Annotated in this window: 18 protein-coding genes and 1 pseudogene; 16 read left to right on the top strand and 3 right to left on the bottom strand. The window is 44.8% G+C overall.

The window, feature by feature from the left end:
• Positions 1-10: 10 nt before the first annotated feature.
• The 8 genes from BR63_RS10410 to BR63_RS10375 all read left to right on the top strand — a co-directional run bounded on the left by BR63_RS10410 (position 11) and on the right by BR63_RS10375 (position 7,539).
• Positions 11-1,216: an ABC transporter substrate-binding protein gene (locus tag BR63_RS10410; protein WP_051965393.1), complete on the top strand. Its 1,206-nt coding sequence runs from the start codon at positions 11-13 to the stop codon at positions 1,214-1,216.
• Positions 1,135-1,728, top strand: a complete 594-nt coding sequence (locus BR63_RS10405) for a hypothetical protein (RefSeq protein ID WP_034420037.1) — start codon at positions 1,135-1,137, stop codon at positions 1,726-1,728. The genes BR63_RS10410 and BR63_RS10405 overlap by 82 nt, the downstream gene beginning before the upstream one ends.
• Positions 1,729-1,939: 211 nt before the next feature.
• Positions 1,940-2,467 (top strand): FmdE family protein, encoded by a 528-nt coding sequence (locus tag BR63_RS10400; RefSeq protein ID WP_034420035.1) that lies wholly within the window; start codon positions 1,940-1,942, stop codon positions 2,465-2,467.
• Positions 2,468-2,469: 2 nt separating this feature from the next.
• Positions 2,470-3,291 carry a class I SAM-dependent methyltransferase gene (locus BR63_RS10395; protein WP_034420033.1) on the top strand — a complete coding sequence of 274 codons (822 nt, stop codon included), beginning with the start codon at positions 2,470-2,472 and terminating at the stop codon, positions 3,289-3,291.
• The gene (locus BR63_RS10390) at positions 3,288-4,391 is read left to right on the top strand and encodes a FecCD family ABC transporter permease (RefSeq protein ID WP_081907996.1); all 1,104 of its coding nucleotides are present in this window, start codon (positions 3,288-3,290) and stop codon (positions 4,389-4,391) included. The genes BR63_RS10395 and BR63_RS10390 overlap by 4 nt, the downstream gene beginning before the upstream one ends.
• Complete coding sequence (locus tag BR63_RS10385; protein ID WP_034420031.1) at positions 4,388-5,140, top strand: ABC transporter ATP-binding protein; 753 nt, start codon at positions 4,388-4,390, stop codon at positions 5,138-5,140. The genes BR63_RS10390 and BR63_RS10385 overlap by 4 nt, the downstream gene beginning before the upstream one ends.
• A gap of 29 nt (positions 5,141-5,169) precedes the next feature.
• Complete coding sequence (locus tag BR63_RS10380; protein ID WP_034420030.1) at positions 5,170-6,276, top strand: iron ABC transporter substrate-binding protein; 1,107 nt, start codon at positions 5,170-5,172, stop codon at positions 6,274-6,276.
• A gap of 282 nt (positions 6,277-6,558) precedes the next feature.
• The gene (locus tag BR63_RS10375) at positions 6,559-7,539 is read left to right on the top strand and encodes a hypothetical protein (RefSeq protein ID WP_034420028.1); all 981 of its coding nucleotides are present in this window, start codon (positions 6,559-6,561) and stop codon (positions 7,537-7,539) included.
• Between the two features lie 85 nt (positions 7,540-7,624).
• On the opposite strand, the gene BR63_RS10370 is transcribed toward BR63_RS10375, so the two are convergent.
• Positions 7,625-8,848, bottom strand: coding sequence for a DUF438 domain-containing protein (locus BR63_RS10370; RefSeq protein ID WP_338055979.1), 1,224 nt, complete (start codon positions 8,846-8,848; stop codon positions 7,625-7,627).
• A 163-nt stretch (positions 8,849-9,011) separates the two neighbouring features.
• Here BR63_RS10370 and BR63_RS10365 point away from each other — a divergent pair, with 163 nt between their 5' ends.
• The 3 genes from BR63_RS10365 (at position 9,012) to BR63_RS10355 (ending at position 12,969) form a co-directional block, all read left to right on the top strand.
• The gene (locus BR63_RS10365; protein WP_034420025.1) at positions 9,012-11,078 is read left to right on the top strand and encodes a thioredoxin domain-containing protein; all 2,067 of its coding nucleotides are present in this window, start codon (positions 9,012-9,014) and stop codon (positions 11,076-11,078) included.
• Positions 11,079-11,204: 126 nt separating this feature from the next.
• Positions 11,205-11,348, top strand: a complete 144-nt coding sequence (locus tag BR63_RS10360; RefSeq protein ID WP_153801992.1) for a hypothetical protein — start codon at positions 11,205-11,207, stop codon at positions 11,346-11,348.
• A gap of 22 nt (positions 11,349-11,370) precedes the next feature.
• Positions 11,371-12,969 carry an NAD(P)/FAD-dependent oxidoreductase gene (locus tag BR63_RS10355; RefSeq protein WP_034420023.1) on the top strand — a complete coding sequence of 533 codons (1,599 nt, stop codon included), beginning with the start codon at positions 11,371-11,373 and terminating at the stop codon, positions 12,967-12,969.
• Between the two features lie 37 nt (positions 12,970-13,006).
• Here BR63_RS10355 and BR63_RS10350 read toward each other — a convergent pair whose 3' ends face one another.
• Positions 13,007-13,570, bottom strand: coding sequence for a GNAT family N-acetyltransferase (locus tag BR63_RS10350; protein WP_051965392.1), 564 nt, complete (start codon positions 13,568-13,570; stop codon positions 13,007-13,009).
• A gap of 814 nt (positions 13,571-14,384) precedes the next feature.
• Here BR63_RS10350 and BR63_RS10345 point away from each other — a divergent pair.
• From BR63_RS10345 to BR63_RS10335, 3 genes and pseudogenes are all read left to right on the top strand, one after another.
• Positions 14,385-16,148: pseudogene (locus BR63_RS10345) on the top strand (sigma 54-interacting transcriptional regulator); the annotation flags it as partial.
• Positions 16,149-16,156: 8 nt separating this feature from the next.
• Complete coding sequence (locus tag BR63_RS19995; protein WP_476718258.1) at positions 16,157-16,612, top strand: AAA-type ATPase lid domain-containing protein; 456 nt, start codon at positions 16,157-16,159, stop codon at positions 16,610-16,612.
• Positions 16,613-16,903: 291 nt separating this feature from the next.
• Positions 16,904-17,125, top strand: coding sequence for a hypothetical protein (locus BR63_RS10335; RefSeq protein WP_034420021.1), 222 nt, complete (start codon positions 16,904-16,906; stop codon positions 17,123-17,125).
• An 11-nt stretch (positions 17,126-17,136) separates the two neighbouring features.
• Here BR63_RS10335 and BR63_RS10330 read toward each other — a convergent pair whose 3' ends face one another.
• On the bottom strand, positions 17,137-18,594 hold the full coding sequence (locus tag BR63_RS10330; RefSeq protein WP_243269974.1) for a transposase: 1,458 nt from the start codon (positions 18,592-18,594) through the stop codon (positions 17,137-17,139).
• Positions 18,595-19,212: 618 nt separating this feature from the next.
• On the opposite strand from BR63_RS10330, the gene BR63_RS10325 reads away from it, so the two are divergent.
• On the top strand, positions 19,213-19,788 hold the full coding sequence (locus BR63_RS10325; RefSeq protein WP_243269977.1) for a beta-class carbonic anhydrase: 576 nt from the start codon (positions 19,213-19,215) through the stop codon (positions 19,786-19,788).
• 56 nt (positions 19,789-19,844) lie between these two features.
• Complete coding sequence (locus tag BR63_RS10320) at positions 19,845-20,750, top strand: formate/nitrite transporter family protein (protein WP_034423982.1); 906 nt, start codon at positions 19,845-19,847, stop codon at positions 20,748-20,750.
• Positions 20,751-20,771 lie beyond the last annotated feature (21 nt).

Below are 20,771 nucleotides of genomic sequence, written 5' to 3'. Positions count from 1 at the left end.
GGCGAAAGGAATGGCTATAAACATGAATAAAAAGAAAACCATAGCTCTTATTCTATTGATTGCCTTTTTGGTTTCCGCCCTGGCCGGTTGCGGCAAAAAGCAGGAAACGGCTTCTTCAGCTGCTTTTCTGGAAATCACCGATGATACCGGTAAAAAAGTGAAAATCAAAGAAAAACCCGAGCGGGTGGTAATCTTATCCGATGACTATATCAGCATCTATTATGCTTTAGGGGGCAAAATCATCGGTCGTCCTTCCACGGCCCAGTACATTCCCCAGGAAGCCTTCGCTGCCAAGCCTCTGGGCCATATTGCCAATCTTAACCTGGAGGAACTGACAGCCCTTAAACCTGATTTGGTCATCGGGCGGACGGCCATGCACGAAAATCTGGGGCCGGCTCTGGAAGCCAGCGGGATACCTTTATTGCTTTTAAATATGCGGACTCATCAAGATACTATGGAAAAAGTGAAACTAATGGGAAAAATCCTGGGCAATCCCCAGAAAGCCGAAGAAATTAATAAAGGGTTGGAGCAAAAAATCGGGGAAATTGTGGAAAAGAAACCGGAGAAAAAGAAAAAAGCCTTGATTATTTATGCTTCAGCCCGGGAAATAACCGTAGAAAATGAAACCAGCGTTACCGGAGGTATGCTGAAGCTCCTGGGTGCGGAAAATATTGCGGCGGGTAGCATACCCCTAAAAACTTATCATACCCGCAGTCCCTTCAGTTTGGAGAAAGTGGTGGAAGAAAACCCCGATGTCATTGTGGTTACGGTCATGGGGAGTCTGCCGGAAATCAAAGAAAGAATCCAGGCTGACTTGGGCAGCAATCCTTCCTTCCAGAAGCTGAAAGCTGTTAAGGAGGGCAGAGTCCATTACCTGCCGCCCAGGTGGTTTTTATACAACCCTGCTCTGGAATATCCCCAGGCCCTGGCTTACCTGGCCCAGATAATTTATCCTGAAGTTTATGGTTCCTTGGAAGAAAAGGCGGAGAAACCGGGAGAAGTCAAAGAAACAGCCCCGGCGGCCGGGGCAAATGTCCCTGCGCCGACAGGACAGGCGTCTTCCTTGTCGGGATCATCAGAAAGCAAAAAAGAAGGAGCTCCTGTAACTGAGAGGGCAGCCGCTTCCGCGTGGATATGGTCAATAAAGGGCAGAGCAGCATCAACGTTTTTTGCGATACACCTGGGACCTATGAATTCATTGTTTTACTTGATATAACCAAAACTGTGGGCAGCAGTTCCACCACCCAGACTTATCTGGCCTCTTTCCCTGTGACTTTTGCGGCAGCAGAAGCCCTCCAGAAAAGGGAAAGCGCCCTCTTTTTCGGTGCGTCAGCCTATATGGCGGAAGGCAAGATTTTTTCTGCCGCAAGCCCTCCCCGTTTGGTAGAAGGCGTTACTTATGTACCCCTTGATGCTCTGGAAGGGCTCCTGGATTTAAAAATTAGAAAGTCCACAGAAGATGGGGGCTTTATCTTGGAACGTTTTGAAAAAAAGGTTTTAGTGAAAGAAGGGGAGAAAACCTTCCGTGTTCTTAAGGATTCAGCATCTTCTGAAGATGTAACAGGGGAAATGGGAGGGCTGCCCTTCCGGGAGGGGGATGTGCTGTATCTGCCTTTGCGCAGTATGGCCCAAGCTTTTCTTTATAACCTGGAGGCCCTTGAAAACGAGGAAGGCCTGCTGGCCGGGGTCAGACTGATTTATGAAGGGTATGCTGGGAAGATTTTATAGATTATGTCATTGATTAAAAACTAGACAAAATTTGGCGTCTGATTTACAATGAAAAACAGACAGGGGCCAAGAAGGTTCCGCAACAAAACTTATGACTTTTGCAATACAAAAAAAGTAAGCCATGAAGGTTGGAATGGCGCAGGAAGCGTCAGGTCGACTTTTTATGGCTTTATTTTTTTTTTAAGAATATGAAAGGGGTTGGAAGAAGTTTATGACGGATCTAAAGTTATGGGAAAAAGCAGTAAGTTTCCACGGGCATGAGTGCCCCGGCCTGGCCATTGGGGTCAGGGCTGTAGAAGGGGCCATGGCCAAGATGGGGATTACTTTTTCCCGGGATGAAGAAATCGTTTGTGTTACGGAAAATGATGCCTGCGGCGTCGATGCCATCCAGGTCCTTACAGGATGCAGCCTGGGTAAGGGGAACCTTATCTACAGGGGTACGGGCAAACAGGCCTTTACCTTTTTCAGCCGGAAAACTGGCCAGGGGTTGCGCATAGTCTTAAAACCTTTCCGAGAGGAAATAGAGAGGGATAAACGCCAGGAATATATCCTCCAGGCAGAACTGGAAGAGCTCTTTGACTTCAAAAAACCCCACTTTCCCCTGCCGGAGAAAGCCCGGCTGTTTGCTACATTAGTCTGCGAAAGCTGTGGTGAGGGTGTCCATGAAGGGAAAGCAAGGATCCAGGATGGGAAAAAGGTGTGTCTTGATTGTTTTCAAGACTACAGCCGGGGTTTTTAAAGATGGATATAGCCTATTATGACAGCTTATGGAGGTCAGGGCCGGGAGGGCAGGAGAGTGAATCCTTCTGGGACGGCAGGGCTGATCATTTCGGCACCCATGTTTATAAGGGAACGGAGGGAAAGGAACGCCTGTTGAAGCTCCTTTCCCTGTTAACAGAAAAAGGGTTGCTGACCCCGGAAAGCTCTGTCCTGGATATAGGCTGTGGACCCGGCAAATATGCCGTGGAAATGGCCAGACGGAGCAAGGAAGTTACCGCTCTTGACATTTCTGCCAAAATGCTGGCCTTTGCTGAAGAGAATAAAAAAAAGGAAAAAGTGGAGAATCTCTTCTTTTTCAAACTGGATTGGGGCCAGGTCTCCCTGGAAGAACTGAACTGGGAGAAAGGTTTTGATTTAGTCTTTGCCTCCATGTGCCCTGCCGTGAACAGTAAAAAAGCCCTGGAGAAAATGATTAGGGCCAGCAGAGGCTATTGTTTTATGAGCACTTTCGCCAAAAGGGAGGAAAGCATCCGCGATGTTTTGGCGAAGGAACTGCTGCCTGGCTGGGATCAGCATAAACAGGGGAAAGGGCTCTCTTGCTGCTGCAACATCCTCTGGCTGATGGGTTACTATCCTGAAATAACTTACTGGGACAGCCAGTGGGAAAACAGGTTTACTTTGGAGGAGGCCTATACTTACTACGTTTCTGCTTTGCCTTTGCCGGGCGGCCCCTCAGAGAGACAAAGCAAGTATATCAAAAGTTTTTTGCAAAAGCGGGAAAAAGCTGGTCTGGTGACAGAACAGGTGAGGGCCAAATTTGCCTATGTCTGGTGGAAAGTATGACGAAGATTAAAGGACTGAAGGACATGACAAATAGTGCAGAAACTTCCTACATTACCCGGGGCTACATCCGGTATACGGGCAGGAAAAAAATTGTGCTGTTGTTATTGTTATTTCTGATTGTGCTGCTGTCCCTAGCTGCTATCAATGCCGGGGCCATTGCTTTTAATCCTTATCAGATCTTCCTGGCTATGCTGGGACAGGGAAGCAGTGTTTCCCATGTGGTAATCTGGAATATCCGCCTGCCCCGGGTTCTGGCAGGTGTGATAGCCGGTGCCGGTTTGGCTGTGGCAGGCTGTGTAATGCAGAACAACCTGAAAAACCCCCTGGCTTCCCCTTCAACCCTGGGTATTGCCAGTGCTGCAGCCTTTGGGGCCAATATTGCTATTATTGTCCTGGGTGCCGGCAGCTTCCAGAGCACCAGCACTGATGCAGTAATTATTAATAATCCCTATCTGGTGACCTTCTCAGCCTTTATTTCTGCCATGGCGGCAACCCTGGCCATCCTGACCCTGGCCAAGTTGAGGTCTTTTTCTCCGGAAGCTATGGTCCTGGCAGGTGTGGCCATAAGTTCCCTTTTTTCCGCCGGTACCATCGTTATCCAATATTTTGCCCAAGATGTAAAAGTGGCCGCCGTTGTTTTCTGGACTTTTGGGGATTTAGGCAGAGCTTCCTGGCGGGAAGTGGGCCTGATGGCCTTACTTGTTTTCTTTTCCCTGGTTTACTTCATGACCCGGACATGGGATTATAATGCCCTGGACAGCGGAGAAGAAGGGGCTAAGGGTTTAGGTGTTAATGTGGAAAAAGTGCGCCTGGGCGGTATGTTTGTTTCTTCCCTGATTACTGCTGTTGTTGTTTCTTTCTTGGGGGTTATTGGCTTTATCGGGTTAGTGGGGCCGCAAATGGCGCGGCGCATTATTGGCGGCGATCACCGTTTCCTGGTTCCGGCTTCCGCTTTACTGGGGGCCCTCTTGCTCCTGGCTGCCGATACCGCCGCCAGGACCATAATTAATCCTGTAGTACTGCCCGTGGGGGCTGTTACCTCTTTTTTAGGGGCACCTCTCTTCCTCTACTTACTGATAAGGGGGCCGCAGAGAAAATGATTTTGTCTGTGCAGGGATTAAAATTTTCTTATCCCAGCCGTCCTGTGCTGGAGAATGTTAACTTTGCTCTGGAAAAAGGGGAATGTTTAGCTGTGTTGGGTACTAACGGGGCCGGGAAGTCTACCCTGCTTAAATGCCTGAACAGGATCCTTAAGCCCCAGGGAGGTATAATTTGCCTGGGGGAAGAGGCTTTATTACAATTGAATCTCAATGCCCTGGCCCGGAGAGTAGGCTATGTGGCCCAAAAACAGGAAAATCCCAGGAACACTGTCTTTGATGCCGTGCTCTTGGGACGCAAGCCCTATATCCAATGGGATGTGACCAAAAAAGACCTGGAAATTACAGTCCAGGTCCTGCAGCTCTTGGAATTGGAGGATTTGGCCCTGAGATATTTGGATGAACTCAGCGGGGGGGAATTACAGAAAGTGGTCATTGCACGGGCCTTGGCCCAGGAGCCGGACCTGCTCCTTTTCGATGAACCTACCAGCAACCTGGACCTGAGAAACCAGGTGGAAGTGACAAGACTTATTAAGAAGGTAGTGAAAGAGCGGGGGCTTGCTGCCGTTGTGACCATGCATGACCTTAATCTGGCCCTTCGTTTCGCCGACAAGTATTTGTTGCTAAAAAAAGGCGCTGTCTTTGCTGCCGGCGGGGTTGAAGTGATCACCCCGGAAAATGTGGAGAGTGTCTATGCTGTTCCCGTTGTCATTAATAAATACCAGGAGATTCCTGTGGTTATCCCTCTGTAATTTTTATTTAAAAGGAGGCAGTCAATGATATGAGAAAAATTAAATTATCCCCATTATTTATTACCCTGCTTTTAGCCGCCGTTCTAGTTTTGGGGGGCTGTGTACCCAAGGGTGAACAGGATAAGGCTGCCAATTCTTTTATGGTGACAGATATGCTGGGCAGGCAGGTTACCCTGAAAAAACCGGTCGAAAGGGTGGTGGCTATTGGCCCGGGGGCCCTGCGGCTTTATTGCTACATCAATGGTATAGACAAGGTGGTGGGAGTGGAGCAGTTAGAAAAGAACAATCCCACCGGCAGGCCTTACCTGTTGGCTTATCCTTCCCTGACCAGTCTTCCCGTCATCGGTCCCGGCGGGCCCAACAATGCTCCTGATCCGGAAAAGATTGTGGCAGTCAAACCTGACGTAATATTCACTACTTATAATGCAGACAAGGCTTCTGTCGATGCTCTGCAAGGAAAAACGGGTATTCCCGTAGTGGCCTTGAGCTATGGCAAAGTATCCGCCTTTGATCCGGCCGTTTACAGCTCATTAAAACTGATCGGCGAAATTATGGGTCAGGAGAAAAAGGCTCAGGAATTGATTGGTTACATGGAGAAATGTAAGGAAGACTTGAATAATCGCACCAAGGATATTCCCGACAACAAGAAACCCACTGTGTATGTGGGAGCCTTAGGAGCCAGAGGAGCCCATGGCATAGAAAGCACACAGGGTAAATATTCTTTGCTGGAAGCCATCCACGCAAAGAATGTAGTGGATGAAACGGGCAAAACCGGGTCTATCATGATCGATAAAGAAAAACTCATCCAGTGGAATCCTGATATTATTTTTATTGATTTAGCCGGTTATTCAATTGTACAGGATGACTATCAAAAAAATCCTGCATTTTACAAAGCTTTGTCTGCCGTCAGGAAAGGAGAGCTTTATTCCCAGCTGCCCTATAATTTTTACACCACCAATATTGATACGGCCCTCGCTGATGCCTATTACCTGGGTAAAGTGATCTATCCCCGGCAGTTTGAGGATGTGGATCCGGAGAAAAAAGCCGATGAAATTTATCAGCATCTTCTGGGGAAACCCCTTTATGCCCAGATGGCTAAAGATTTCGGCGGATTTAAGAAGTTGACATTGCCGTAAATCCTGTAGTCTATAGCGGTTTTACGGCCGGAAAAAGATTAGTTTTTTTACTTTTATTGGAACAGATAAAAAACGAAGGTCGCAGCAAGCAGCAGCGGCCTTTATCTATTTTTAAACAATGCCAAACGCTTTTGGTTAACAAAATTTAACTTTGAAAAAGTTGTTGGATTTACACTATAATAGTGCCATAGAAGTTGGAACTTTAGAGAAATAGAAAATACATAGCACATGGAGAGATAAGAGATAGTGGATAAGATAATGAAGCATTTCAAGAGGTTGCAGTTGTCCATATTTAGTCTTATTATTATTGCCTCAGTATTCGGTATAAACCTTACATATCAAAGGTACTCAACCTTAAAACTGGTGGACAAGCCCCCGCAGATTGAGGAGCCTGTGGTTGAAGATTCCCCTTTGCCTGAAGCTCCCACGGAAAATATCGTTAACAAAGAGGATACAATTGGTCGGCTAAAACAAGAAGCGATTGTAAACAGGAAGACGATGTTGGCATCCGCAGAAACGGTCGCAAGGAGTAAGTCTGCAATTCCTGTCCCGGCAACAGGGGAATCTACTGCTAGTCAAGAGCAGAAAGAGGAAAAGCCAGATTCCAGCTACGATACTACGTTGAACAGCTATGTTCTAGATGTGATTAAGAGTTATCCTATAGGACGTTATCCATATTTGCTAAATAAGGATTATGCCAATTATAACGGTGTAACTGTAAACCTTTATTATAAAGATAGACTTCTCCTGAAAGCTCATCCTAGTGGAAATCGTGCCTCACATTGTTCGGGCATAACCTTTGAAGTATTCTTTAAGGCCATGCAGAACCGCAATAAAAAGCTGGGGCTCGATCCTGATGACTTTAATGGAATGTCCTATGACCAGCTCCACGATTTCGTCCTCACCTGGTATGTAGCCAATGGCAACAAAAGTGTGAATAATGTAGGCACCGCCGTAGAGAAATACGGTATTGGCAGAAGAATCACCAGTCTGGAAAATGCAAGAGCCGGGGATTTTATGGATATTAGCCGGGAAAATAACACAGGCCATACGGTGGTTTTTTTAAACTGGCTTAAGGATGAGAAGGGTAGGATTATCGGTTTAAAATACTGGTCAAGTCAGGAATCAACTAATGGTATCAATTACAAAGAAGAGTATTTCAATGTTTCTGACGCCAATGGGCAAAAGTATGGTAACGTGATGATAAATCAGGTATATATCGCCAGAGTTTCCCCGGTTAAGGATTACAAAAAGTTAGACTAGGACTGTTAGTATCAGAAGTTAATGCGACAGCCGAGAACCGTCCCCGCTGTCGCACTTATTTTTATCAACATTGTCTTAATAACGGTTAATCTGCGATTCTTTTTTCTCCGGTAATTGATTGAAGAGGTTTAATATCCTGGGTGAATTCAACAACACCAATAAATTCTCCCTTCTCGTCACGAACAGCAATATACCTTATAAATACATACTTGTCTCCCAGGTGCAGCCAAAAATCTTCGTGCTCCTTTTTACCGCTTGCGAAGTCAGCTACTAGTTTTTCAACAATTTCTACGCTGGCAGGAGGGTGACAGTTTTCTACCTTACGACCGATTATTGATCTAGCTCTTACAAAGATACGATCTTTACTTGCGGAGAAATACTTAACTATACCCTCTTTATCTACGAAGGTAATGTCAACAGGCAGGCTGTTAAAGATGAGCTCAATTTCCTTCGGCTTAAGAACCCCGGTTTCAAATTTGATGTATCCTTTGAATTTATCCGCTTCAGAACCATGTACGCTGTCGCTGACATTGAGATTAACCGGTCTCCACTCATTTTGTGGTTCAATCAGACAGTAGCCAATCTCATCACTGTCTTGCATGATATGGTACCACTCATCTTCCGATAAAACAGTTAAGGCTGTTTCAAAGAGTACTTTTTCTTCTTTTGCGATCATGTCCTGTATTTTCTGCAGTACCAGCTCCAGCTTATTCTCAAGCTCATTTCTTAAATCGGGAGTATAATTTGTCGCCATGCGCTTAGTTTCTTTAAGTAGATCCCTTATCTCGTCATCATGGGACCACATGATTTTAGAAGGCCCCGTTACTTGATATTTCTCCAGGAAGGGGAATAAAAGATTCTCTTTTTTGCTGTAATGCTTTTCCACATCCCAAAGCAGATTAAGTTTTTCGCGAAGTTGCAAAATAACAGCCTGGCTTGAATCATTCCTCAATTGCGAAAGGATGTCTTTTGTTTCCTGGACGAGTTTTTCAATTGCCCGGTTTTCTAGCTTAAAAGTATGGATCGGATGACCCGGCGATAGTTGAGTTTCGGGTGTTTTATCCAATGCTTTCTTAAAAACTGCCAGGTGTACATCACACAGCCTGCGCACTTCTTCCATGGGCAGACCTTCATTTATCAGTTCCTGTTCAATGGCCGCAAGCTCAACCGGGGCGATATCTTTGACAAGCGCATTAAATTTACTTTTCACTTCTTCTACTGTTTTTCCCTGATGCAGTTCAAGGATGATTTCTTTAATTTTCTCTTTGCGGTATTCACGATTATTTATAAGTTCACTCAAAAAAGCCACCTCCCAAAAAATATGCTCTCCAAATAGTTTAACCAGGATTCATGTTTTCAGAGATAATCTCAGTATAAGATTACAAATTTCATTAGAATTGTTTATAGCTGTGTGGAGATGATAAAAGCTGATTTCCACCTCTATTTGGGAATAACTAAAATGAGGTGATCTTATGAAAACAGAACAAAAAGCGAATAGATTAATTAACGAAAAATCCCCCTACCTGCTGCAGCATGCCCACAACCCCGTAGAATGGTATCCCTGGGGTGACGAGGCCTTTGCCAAGGCCAAGGCGGAAGATAAGCCCATCTTCTTAAGCATTGGCTATAGTACCTGCCACTGGTGTCATGTTATGGAGCGGGAGTCATTTGAAGACCCTGAAGTGGCAGAAGTCTTGAATGAGGGATTTGTTTCCGTTAAGGTGGACCGGGAAGAGCGCCCCGATGTGGACCATCTTTATATGACTGTTTGCCAGGCTTTGACAGGCCATGGAGGCTGGCCTTTAACCATCATTATGACGCCTGAGAAGAAGCCCTTTTTTGCAGGGACCTACTTCCCCAAACACAGCCGCCGGGGCATGCCGGGAATCATGGAGATTCTTACAAGGGTTAAGCAAATGTGGATAAAGGAGCGGAACACTTTAATAGAGTCCGGAGAGGAGATTACCCGGTCTCTGGTGCAAAATTACCTGGTACCCGCCTCCGGTGAGCTTTCACCTCAGGTTATTGATAGAGCTTATCACGGGCTAGGGCGCTATTTTGACCATGTGTACGGCGGCTTTGGCTCGGCACCTAAGTTTCCTACGCCTCATAACCTTACTTTTCTCCTGCGTTATGCCAGAATTAAAAAGGAAGAGACGGCCCTGGAGATGGTGGAAAAGACACTGGAACAAATGTATAAAGGGGGGATTTTTGACCACATCGGTTTTGGTTTTTCCCGCTATTCCACGGATAGAAAGTGGCTGGTCCCTCATTTTGAGAAGATGCTTTACGATAATGCCCTGCTGGCCATTGCTTATCTGGAAACCTACCAGGTCACGGGTAAGCCCCTCTACCAGGAAGTGGCGGAAAAGATATTTATCTATATCCTTAGGGATATGACTTCCCCTGAGGGAGCCTTCTATTCGGCGGAGGATGCGGATTCGGAAGGAGTGGAAGGAAAGTTTTATGTCTGGTCGCCGGAGGAAATTAATGAGGTATTGGGCGAGGAAAAGGGTAAACGGTATGCTATCCTGATGGACATAACTCCCCAGGGTAATTTCGAAGGCAAAAGCATTCCCAACTTAATTCAACACAACCTGGCCGGGCTTGATGAACAGGCTAGGAAGTTTTTAGCGGATTGCCGTATTAAGCTGTTTGAGGCCAGAGAAAAGCGGGTCCATCCCCATAAGGATGACAAAATACTTACGGCCTGGAATGCCTTGATGATTGCAGCCTTAGCTATAGGTGCCCGGGCTCTCGATAATAAAACGTACCTTGTTGCCGCTGAGAAAGCTATATCCTTTATTTTTGAGAAACTGCAGCGTGCTGATGGACGGCTCTTAGCCCGCTACCGGGACGGAGAGGCTCTCTACCCCGCTTATGTCGATGACTATGCCTTTTTGATCTGGGCTTTGCTGGAATTGTACGAGACTACCTATCAACCCTCTTACCTGGCCAAAGCTGTGGATTTGAACAAGCAAATGCTGGAGCTCTTTTGGGATGGAGAAGCAGGGGGCTTGTATATGTACGGCAAAGACGGCGAACAACTCCTGGCTCGCCCGAAGGAAATATATGACGGGGCCATGCCTTCCGGGAATTCCGTGGCCGCCTGGAATTTCCTGCGCTTGGCCAGCCTGACGGCTGACTATACCCTGGAAGAAAAAGCCCAGGAGCTTTTCCAGGCCTTTGGCGGTAATGTTAAAGAAAATCCTGCAGGTTATACCTTTTTGCTCCAGGCCTATCTTTTCGCTGCAGAGAGAACCCAGGAAGTCATTATTGTTGCCGGAGAAGAAACAAAAGAAGCCAGGGAGATGGTGGAAATTCTCCAGCACGGCTTTTTACCCCACACTACCAGCCATCTGTTAATCCCCAAAAACCGGGAGGAGCTTATTGATATCATCCCCTTCCTGCAGGAATATCAACCGGAAGAAAGGAAAACCCTGGCCTATGTATGTGAGCACTTTGCCTGCCGTGCCCCCGTTTCTGATACAGCTTCCTTAAAAGAGGCTTTAGGTCTAAAAGAGCTTGTTACTGTATAGTATTTGGTCAATAAGTCACCAGTGGAGTAATTGTCTGGTCACCGGTGACTAAAAGATTCTGCCAACTGGGAACCATCCCACTAGTAACTAAGAACTAGTAACTAGTAACTGACAGGAGGTATTTCCGTGGAAATAAACGAATTAATTAATAAAATAGTCATTGCTTTTTCCCTTTTAGGGATAGTCCTTGCTTTTCGCTATCTTGACGGCAGGGCCAAAGCCAGGAAAAAGTTCCGCAAACCCAAATACAAGCAGTACAAATTGGATTAAATGATAAGGGGATTTCATTGACATGATAAGAGTGGCAGGTCTCAAACTATCGCTGGAGGAAGGGGAAGAACGCCTTCTGCAGTTAATTGCGAAAAAACTGCATGTGAAGACTCATGAGATCAAGGAATGGCATATTTATAAACAGTCTGTCGATGCCAGAAAAAGCAAGATGATTTATTTTATTTATACCGTTGATGTGGTGGTTAAAGATGAAAAATTTCTTCTTAGCAAACTGAATGATCCGGATATCTCCCTTACTCCAGACCTGGCTTATGAGGAGGTGGAAGCGGGGGCGGAAGTTTTAAAACATCCTCCTGTTATTATCGGGACGGGGCCGGCAGGTTTATTTGCCGGTTTGCTTTTGGCCCAGAGAGGGTATCAACCGCTCCTCCTGGAAAGAGGTGATGAAGTAGACAAACGTTCCGATAAGGTCCGGCATTTCTGGAACACAGGGGAACTGGATCCTGAATCCAATGTGCAGTTTGGGGAGGGAGGAGCCGGTACTTTTTCCGATGGTAAACTGACTACCCTCATCAAAGACAAGCGCTGCCGCAAAGTACTGGAGGAACTGGTCCAGGCCGGAGCGCCGCCTGATATCCTCTATTCCTTTAAGCCTCATATTGGCACAGATATTTTACGGCAGGTGGTCAAAAGTTTGCGCCGGCGCATTCAGGAACTGGGAGGCCAGGTCTTTTTCCGGTCCAAGGTTACCGATCTGGTCCTTGAGAACCAGGAACTGCGGGGTTTGGTCATTAATGACAGAGAAAAACTTCCCTGCCAGGCGGCGATTCTGGCTGTTGGTCACAGTGCACGGGATACTTTTCTTATGTTGTTTAAGAGGAAGGTGCAGATGGTGCCCAAACCTTTCTCCATTGGTGTGAGAATTGAACACCCCCAGGCCATGATTGATAAAATCCAGTATAAACACTTTGCTGGGCACCCCCGTTTGGGACCGGCTGATTACAAGCTTGTATATCATGGGAAAAACGGGCGGTCAGCCTATACTTTTTGTATGTGTCCCGGTGGGATGGTTGTTGCTGCTGCCTCTGAACCGGGTCATGTGGTGACCAATGGGATGAGTGAACATGCACGGGATGGTAAGAATGCCAACAGTGCATTATTGGTAGGCGTGACACCCCAAGACTTTGGTGATCACCATCCTTTATCCGGTATTGCTTTTCAGCGCCGCTGGGAGAGCCAGGCTTATCAATTGGGAGGAAGCAATTATAATGCTCCTGCTCAACTGGTAGGCGATTTTCTCCAGCAGAAGCCCTCGGTTTGCTGGGGAGCAGTGGTTCCTACCTATAGAAAGGGAGTCTTTCTTACGGACCTTCGCCAATGTTTGCCGGCTTATGTTACTGCTACCTTAAAAGAAGCCCTGGATAGTTTTAATCAAAAAATGCCTGGTTTTGCCTGGGAGGAGGCTATTTTAACGGGAGTGGAAACACGTAGTTCCTCCCCCGTACGGATTGTGAGAAATGACACATTTCAAGCCAATGTGACAGGAATCTACCCGGCAGGAGAAGGAGCCGGATATGCCGGAGGGATTGTCTCGGCGGCGGTGGATGGGCTGCGGGTGGCGGAAGCTATTATTCACCGGTATCGGCCTTTAAGAATATAAAAACAAAGGATTTAAAAGATGGCTTAATCGCCATCTTTTAAATCCTTTTATGGTAAACAAGTGTTGTAAAAATAGTATCGTTATATTTTTCGTAGCGCACACCGGCCAGGGAATATTTCTGTTTAATGCGAAAATGGAGTGAAGCAAAATTAGGCGTGGGTGCGATGATGGTTTCTGCAAAAATGTTGGTGATTCCGGCTTGGGCCAAGTCAGCAAAAAGGGCCTGGTAAAGGGAGCTGCCAATACCTTTTCCCGTTAAACCGGGAAACATCCCCGTCTGGTTGATTAAGACGAAATCTTCTAAGGCGTGCCGGTTAAATTGAGGATGCCAGAAAATATCTTCTTCCCAGGATGGTACTTCTTTCAACCATTCATCCTTACGGTAAGCAATAAGAAAGCCTTTCACTTTTGTCTCTTCTTCATAAACATAGGTGTAGGTAAGGGTCTTTAAGTCCCCTTCATATTTTTTACGGTGTAAATCTTCATTTACTGTATAGTCACTCATGAGAAAACCCTGAGTAGGGTTTTTATCATTTGTGCCTAGGGCTTTTAAGATTGCCATAATACTGTCCAGGTCATGAACGCTGGCTTTACGGATCATGGACCATCACCTCTCATATTACATACTTAATATCAATTTTAGATTATTCCCCATTCCTTTAAAAATGCAGAGCTTATTAGAGTAATAGTTACCAGTTCCTAGCTGGCGAGCTATTTGCGATGTCTCAGAAGCCAAACGTGATCAGGGTTGAAAAACCATAGAAAAAAGAATTTACCCCGAATAATAGCGAAAAAATGGTCGTTTCAGCCCCCTAATTGAAGGTCAAGCAAAGAATTCACCTCAAGTAAAAAAAGGGAAACAGGTGAGCATCCTCATGGCAAAATAGTAGTGGTCAAACGACTATCTAAACCAATAAAGGAGGTTCACCTGTATGGCTATTATACCACAACTTTGTTTGTTTAAATGTAATGAAATCGAATAACTGGGAGACTTGGAGTGATCCTTTTTACGGCAAAACAGTAAGAAGTCGACAAGAATCCAATCACCTTGGGACTAAAACAGCTCCAGTGAAAACCATCATCCGGGCAGAAAAACGAAAAAATAGCACATCGCAAAAAGCTCACTAAGAACAATGCTTTTGATAAATTATCAACTATGTTAAAATTGAGAGGAAAATAAGATCCAAATCAGCATGGATGGCAAAGGCCGGGTAACCGATAATGCAATTACCGAACGGTTTTTCAGGAATCTCAAGTGGGAGAAAATCTATTACAGGGAATACCGGATGCCCCGAGAGGCTATAATCATGTAGAAGGTAAAAAAAAAACAAGCGGTTACCTCTTTCAAAATGGCTTCTTAAAACTACAATATTTGTAAAAAGAGCCTATTCAAAACAGAGGTGAGTAAAGTGACCATGAATATAGTAACCACCATTAACGGCCTATGCAAAAGATGTTATTCATGTATTAGAAATTGTCCTGCAAAGGCAATAAAGGTTGAGAACGAACAGGCCATGGTGGTGCCCGAACTGTGTATCAGTTGCGGGCACTGTGTGGTAGTCTGTTCGCAAAACGCCAAAAAGATTGCAAGTGGAAGGGAAAGCGCTATTGATGCGCTAAAATCAGATAAAGCAATTGCGTGCCTGGCGCCATCTTTTATAGCTCAGTATAACAGGTTTGCCCCGGGCCAGGTTGTGAGCGCCATAAAAAAGCTGGGTTTTGACGAAGTTTGGGAGGTAGCATATGGAGCCCTCTTAGTTGCCAGGGAGTATGAGAAAAATGTTTTGACTACCAAAGAGAAAAAACATTATATTGCTACTCCTTGTCCGGCTGTAGTAAACATGGTGGAAAAATACTATCCGGAATTAATTCAGTTTCTGGTTCCCATAATTTCTCCTATGATTGCCCTCGGACGATATCTTAAATTGCGTTACGGCAAAGAATGCAGGGTTGTATTTATCGGCCCCTGTGTCGCCAAGAAAGCAGAAGCACAGGATCCCATGGTACAGGGAGCTATAGATGGGGTGTTAACATTTCCGGAGTTGGACATGATGTTACAGGAGGCAAATATCGAACCCGGTAAGTTGGCTCCTGAAGGTTGGGACAGTCCTCCTTCCCGTTTGGGAAGATTATTCCCGGTGACAGGAGGGGTTCTGAGGACTGCCGGTTTTAAAATTGACCCTCTAAATTGTGAGGTAATGACCGTTGAGGGAAGGGAGAATTGTATTGATGTTTTGGAGGGCCTTGCCAGCGGTAAAATTCAAGCTAAGTTTGTTGATATTTTGTTTTGCGAAGGCTGTATCAACGGTCCCATGTTAAATTCTGAAGAAAACAGGTTTGAAAGGCAGCAATTGGTAACTAAATATACCAGGGAAAATTTACAAGCTGCGGAGGAATATCCGGTTGAAATTCCTGCCGAACTTGATCTTACCCGGGGATTCATAAATCGCAGCAAAAGATTACCTGAACCAACTGAAGCACAAATCAGGGCTGTTCTTGCAGAACTGGGCAAATTTACCCCTGAAGATGAATTAAATTGCGGCGCTTGCGGGTATGCCAGCTGCCGTAAAAAAGCAATAGCCATCTTTCAGGGTTTGGCAGAGAGCAAAATGTGCCTGCCATTTTTGGTATCAAGCCTGGAATTCAGTAATATACATCTCAAAAAACAATTAAAAAATTACCTTGGAATGGAAAATATGATAGGAAATTCTTCTGCCATGCAGCAGGTCTATCAAATAATAGACAAAGTGGCACCTACAGACAGTACTGTATTGATAAGGGGTGAGAGTGGAACCGGAAAGGATTTGGTTGCACAGGCTTTACACCACAAAAGCCTTCGCAATGAAAAAACTTTTGTAAGCATAAATTGTGCAGCGCTACCCGAAAATCTTTTGGAAAGTGAACTCTTTGGACATGCAAGGGGAGCCTTTACAGGAGCGGTGAGCGATAAAAAAGGACTATTTGAAGAAGCAAACGGAGGCACCTTTTTTTGGATGAAATAGGGGACCTTAATCCGAATTTGCAGGCAAAATTACTGCGCGTACTCCAACAGGGCGAATTTATAAGAATAGGGGAAACTGTACCCCGTAAGTGCGATGTCAGGATAATTGCTGCAACTAACCAGAACCTTGAGGAACTTATTGAAAAGAAGAAATTCAGGGAAGACTTGTATTATAGATTAAATGTAGTGACCATCAACTTGCCTACTTTGAGGGATAGAAAAGAGGACATACCTGTCCTTACTAAATATTTTCTGGATAAGTTTTGCAAGAAACATGCTAAAAAAATAATTTCAATTGCTAAGGAGGCAATGACGAGCCTGACTGCAGCTGACTGGCCCGGGAATGTGCGAGAACTTGAAAATGCCATTGAGAGAGCTGTAATCCTTTGTGAAGGGACAGAGATTAAAAATGAAGACCTGCCTCCTTCTATAAGTAAAGAGTACCGTAATGGGGAAAGTATTGAAGATGAAACCAATTTAAACAATTTAAATTACAAGCAGGCAGTGGAAGAATATAAGAAAAAATTAGTAAGAAACGCTATAAAGCAGGCGGGTGGAGTACAGGCGAGGGCTGCCGAGATGTTGGGAATAGGGCGAAGCACGTTAAATGAAATAATTAAAAAGCTTAATATAGATGTATAAAGCTTTAAGTACAAAAAACGAATGTGTTCAAAAAAACGAACATCGAAGATTGCTGCTACGGATAAGATTGCCGTAGCTTTTTGTTTTTATGTGTTCAAAAATGCGAACACATAAACTGAAGTTAGGTGCTAAAGTAAATGCGAAAACCATTGTTTATTCAGGAGCACAGTTATTGCTATGAAATTTGGCATGAGATTTGCATGTTAGAAATAGCAAGATGTTAACAACATCAGGGGTTAGTAAATTACTTTTTGGAATTCTATTTATATAATTTAAGGAGGAATTTCGCAAATGTGTACTGGAACCTCATCTTTAGATCATGTCATCGCCATAAAAATAAGTGATACGGAGATAATTATCACTGATGCCACATATGACTGCTTTAAGGAAGTGTGGACACGCAAGAAAAAAGAAAATCCGGCAATAACGGCACATGAAATCTGCCATATTCTAGGACACTCGGGATTATCGGCTGTTGTGAGGCCGTTTATTGATGAAACTAAATTGTTATAATATACCAGTAGTTATGCAGTTTCAGGATAATTTTCCCAATCCCATAACCTAAGTTCCAAAGAATGTGGCCAGAATTTATCAATAAGCCTTGAAAAACGCTGGGTTGCCGTGTCAAAATAGACTTGGATCAACTGCTCGCAACAGCGGATCCGACAACCGGCGTTGAAGAAGTACCTTATCACTTCGCAGAGGGAGGGGGCTTGTTCGGCGCCTTCTTTATTGCACTCCCAAGAGGCATAACAAAGAAGGGTCTTCGCTGTAAACAAGAGCTCCACATGTGCGAAATGAGCTGTTTCAGACTGAGCATAGCAAGATGTTAAACCAAGATTCTGTTTAGCGGTGCGGTAAAAAACTTCTATTCTCCATCGTTTAACATAGGCAGTTGCAGCTTCTTCCGGCGTATCTACGCGATTGCTTATCAGGAGATACGCATCCTTGAAGGTTGCTGGGCATTCTTCCTCCGGAAGAACTATGCTGCCCTCGACAGCCTGCTTCTCATAAGTGGCTGCAATGGCAGCTATGGGTAAAAAACGTTGTCTAGTAATGGGTTTTCCCTTGCGTGTTAAGGTCTCATAGGGCATTTTGATGTAAATGTCCGGAATACTGAGAACCGATTCTTTGCCAAGGACCCGAAGCTGGGAATAAACTTCTCGCAGCAGTTGCTTCGGATTAAGTTTAATGTAGCGTTCCTTTCCTAGTACCGGGTCGTAGATTTTCCTGAATAGCGCTGTGTTACGTTTGGCTTTGGTAACCCAGTCAAAATTTTGACCCATCAGCCAGTTCAGGAACTTTTTACACAAAAACCAGCGATCCATGGCTACCCATAGTCTGGCCTTGTTCAGCTGACGAGCCTCTGCGAGCATCTGTTTAGCAAGATCAAGCTTGCTTTGTTTTTCATTCTCCTGACCGGTTTTAACCCAAAAGCGCCATAACATGGGATATTCAAGACCATTCTTTAAGATAGCCAGGGTCGACACAAGATTAATACACCATACATGGCGCTTATCCGAACTGTCAAAGAGCCAACAGAGAAAGGGGATTTTTTTACCGTGAGGATGCTCAATTTTGGTATCGTCTAAGGCAATGATATCGCCGTCGGTCAGCCTGCTATCCGTATTTTCTTGTAACCTGGCAAATCTGCCCAAAGAGAACCGGAGCCACTGAAAGGGCTTGGAGAGAAACCGGCTGAAGGCACTTTGAGAGATGATTTGCCCGGAAAGCAGTTGTTGTAAAAATGGAGCTTCCGTTGAAAACTTAGCATTTTGATTTGCAGAACTTGAATGATTAACAAGGCCGCAGATGTAGGCAAAAGCCAGGAGCCACGCTGGAATTCCGGAGTGTTTGCGTATTCCGGACTGGGAAAACAGCAGAGACAGGTCAAATAAATCCCAAATTGTCTTGAGTACCGGGATTCCGGCACCTTGACCGTGATCCTTTTTTTCGAAAGTTGGTTTACACAGTTTCTTCATCAGCATCACCCATATCGCTAGAGTGATGGTAGAAAATACCATCCAAAGCGATTATGGGGGCTTTCCGAAAAAGTCAAGCCTTTTTTGTCGAAAATTAGGATCTTTTTTAAAATATTTTTTGAGTTATCATTTTCTATTTATTTCCACCAACTGCATAACTCCTGATATACTTCTATAGTCATGAGCATCTGGTTGGTAAACAAAGCTTAATATAGATGTATAATGCTAGAAGTACAAAAATACGAACATGTACAAAAAAACGAACATGTACAAAAAAACGAACACCGAAAATTTCTGCTACGGATAAGGTTGCCGTAGCTTTTTTGTTGTTATGTGTTCAAAAATACGAACACATAAACTGAAGTTCGGTGCTAAAGTAAATGTGAAAACCATTGTATATTCAGGAGCACAGTTATTGCTATGAAATTTGGCATGAGATTTGCATGTTATACTGGCTGTGTTAGCTATGTGTCGATAAATGTCGAATATCATCGAAAAAAGGAGGTGAAATCTATAGGGACCGTGGGTATTCTTTGTTAGTCCGGTTGAGCAAGCCGAGTGGTTTCAGAGGTTCTTTAGTTTGGTATTTACAAATTTGCGGCGAGGAGGGGATTATAAGTGAACGTGAAATCCGACGCAAAAGCTGAAGTTGGGCAAACTGAAAGCCTCGAAAAGGGGTCTGTTTTAAAAGAAATTCTTGAAGCTAATCAAAAATTTATTCAACAGTTCCAGCCTGTCAAATTAAGTCACCATCCCCGTAAAAAGATAGCTGTGGTTACCTGTATGGATACAAGATTGGTTGATTTCTTGGAACCTGCCATGGGCTTAAAACGTGGGGATGCGAAAATTATAAAAAACGCAGGCAATACCGTCCCGGCAGAAGTTATTCGCAGCTTGGCTGCTGCCATTTATTCGCTGGGCGTAAAAGAAGTTCTGGTTGTGGGTCACACCCACTGCGGAATGGCTCATGTGGATGAACAGAAACTGGCCAATAGCATGCGGGAAAATGGGATATCAGAGGAGGTGATCGCGGGGCTCAACTTAAAGGAGTGGATCGGGGCAATTTCTGATGAGGAGAGCAATGTTAAAGAAATGGTTAAAGAAATCAAGGCGTCTCCTGTTATTCCATCTCAGGTTCCCGTTCATGGTCTGATCATTGATATTGAAACCGGTATGCTTAGGGTTGTGGCTTGAATGCGAGCATAATCTGCAGGTTTCAACAAAATTCACGGGGAGGGAAATAAAGTTTTATGGCTTTCAAATCACCAAATGATATAGCTATGGGCATGGTACAAGTAGGGGTTAAAAAAGCTGCCCTGTCTGTCAAAAAAATGCTTATCCTCGGTTTCCTGGCTGGAGCCTACATTGCCTTAGGAGGATTCCTTGCTGTTCGAGTGGGTGGTGCAGTACCTAATGATGTGTGGGGCAGCCTGCAAAAATTTATTTTTGCCGGCGTATTCCCGGTTGGCCTGATGATGGTTATTATCGCCGGGGCTGAACTTGTTACCGGCAACTTTATGACTCAGCCTATAGCCTTTCTGGACAGAAAAATTGGAATTAGTGGGGTTATCAAAAGCTGGACTTTTGTTTACTTGGGAAATTTTATCGGTTCCATTTTTGTGGCCTTTGTACTTTCTTACTTGACAGGGTTAATTATGGAACCTGTAAAGGCTGGCGATGTAGTAACGAAAATGCCCTGGGCGGCATATATCGTTAAGGTTGCTAATGCCAAAACGGCACTGACATGGTGGGAGGCTTTCTGGCGGGCAGTTGGATGTAACTGGATGGTTGTCCTGGCAGTTTGGATGGCTTTCAGCGCAGAAGACATTGTCGGAAAGATCTTTGCCATCTGGTGGCCGATCATGGCCTTCGTAGCTATTGGCTTTGAGCACTCGGTGGCCAACATGTTTTTCATTCCCCTAGGTATCTTTGCCGGAAGCGATCCAACCTATGTCGCTTTTACCCAGACTGCGCAAGGGATTGCTGCCCAGGCTCCTGTCCTAAAGGCTACGTGGGAAACATTCTTTTTGAACAACCTCATCCCGGTAACCCTGGGTAATATCGTCGGTGCCGGGTTATTTGTTGCAATGGTTTACTGGTATGTATATCTGAAGGCCGAAAAGGGAGAGGTTGCAAGGGTCTCCAAAGGTGCCTGAAGAACTGCGTTGGGATAGAGC

This window comes from Thermanaerosceptrum fracticalcis (assembly GCF_000746025.2).
Classification (GTDB): domain Bacteria; phylum Bacillota; class Peptococcia; order DRI-13; family DRI-13; genus Thermanaerosceptrum; species Thermanaerosceptrum fracticalcis.
Note: the sequence above shows the minus strand (reverse complement) of the source record. Positions and strands in the feature narration are given on the sequence as shown.

What these genes read in the sequence shown, in the direction of transcription:
- BR63_RS10410 (WP_051965393.1), top strand. Translation starts at nt 11, where the DNA reads ATGGCTATAAACATGAATAAAAAGAAAACCATAGCTCTTATTCTATTG.
- BR63_RS10405 (WP_034420037.1), top strand. Translation starts at nt 1,135, where the DNA reads ATGGTCAATAAAGGGCAGAGCAGCATCAACGTTTTTTGCGATACACCT.
- BR63_RS10400 (WP_034420035.1), top strand. Translation starts at nt 1,940, where the DNA reads ATGACGGATCTAAAGTTATGGGAAAAAGCAGTAAGTTTCCACGGGCAT.
- BR63_RS10395 (WP_034420033.1), top strand. Translation starts at nt 2,470, where the DNA reads ATGGATATAGCCTATTATGACAGCTTATGGAGGTCAGGGCCGGGAGGG.
- BR63_RS10390 (WP_081907996.1), top strand. Translation starts at nt 3,288, where the DNA reads ATGACGAAGATTAAAGGACTGAAGGACATGACAAATAGTGCAGAAACT.
- BR63_RS10385 (WP_034420031.1), top strand. Translation starts at nt 4,388, where the DNA reads ATGATTTTGTCTGTGCAGGGATTAAAATTTTCTTATCCCAGCCGTCCT.
- BR63_RS10380 (WP_034420030.1), top strand. Translation starts at nt 5,170, where the DNA reads ATGAGAAAAATTAAATTATCCCCATTATTTATTACCCTGCTTTTAGCC.
- BR63_RS10365 (WP_034420025.1), top strand. Translation starts at nt 9,012, where the DNA reads ATGAAAACAGAACAAAAAGCGAATAGATTAATTAACGAAAAATCCCCC.
- BR63_RS10355 (WP_034420023.1), top strand. Translation starts at nt 11,371, where the DNA reads ATGATAAGAGTGGCAGGTCTCAAACTATCGCTGGAGGAAGGGGAAGAA.
- BR63_RS10350 (WP_051965392.1), bottom strand. Translation starts at nt 13,570, where the DNA reads ATGATCCGTAAAGCCAGCGTTCATGACCTGGACAGTATTATGGCAATC.
- BR63_RS10335 (WP_034420021.1), top strand. Translation starts at nt 16,904, where the DNA reads ATGTGTACTGGAACCTCATCTTTAGATCATGTCATCGCCATAAAAATA.
- BR63_RS10330 (WP_243269974.1), bottom strand. Translation starts at nt 18,594, where the DNA reads ATGAAGAAACTGTGTAAACCAACTTTCGAAAAAAAGGATCACGGTCAA.
- BR63_RS10320 (WP_034423982.1), top strand. Translation starts at nt 19,845, where the DNA reads ATGGCTTTCAAATCACCAAATGATATAGCTATGGGCATGGTACAAGTA.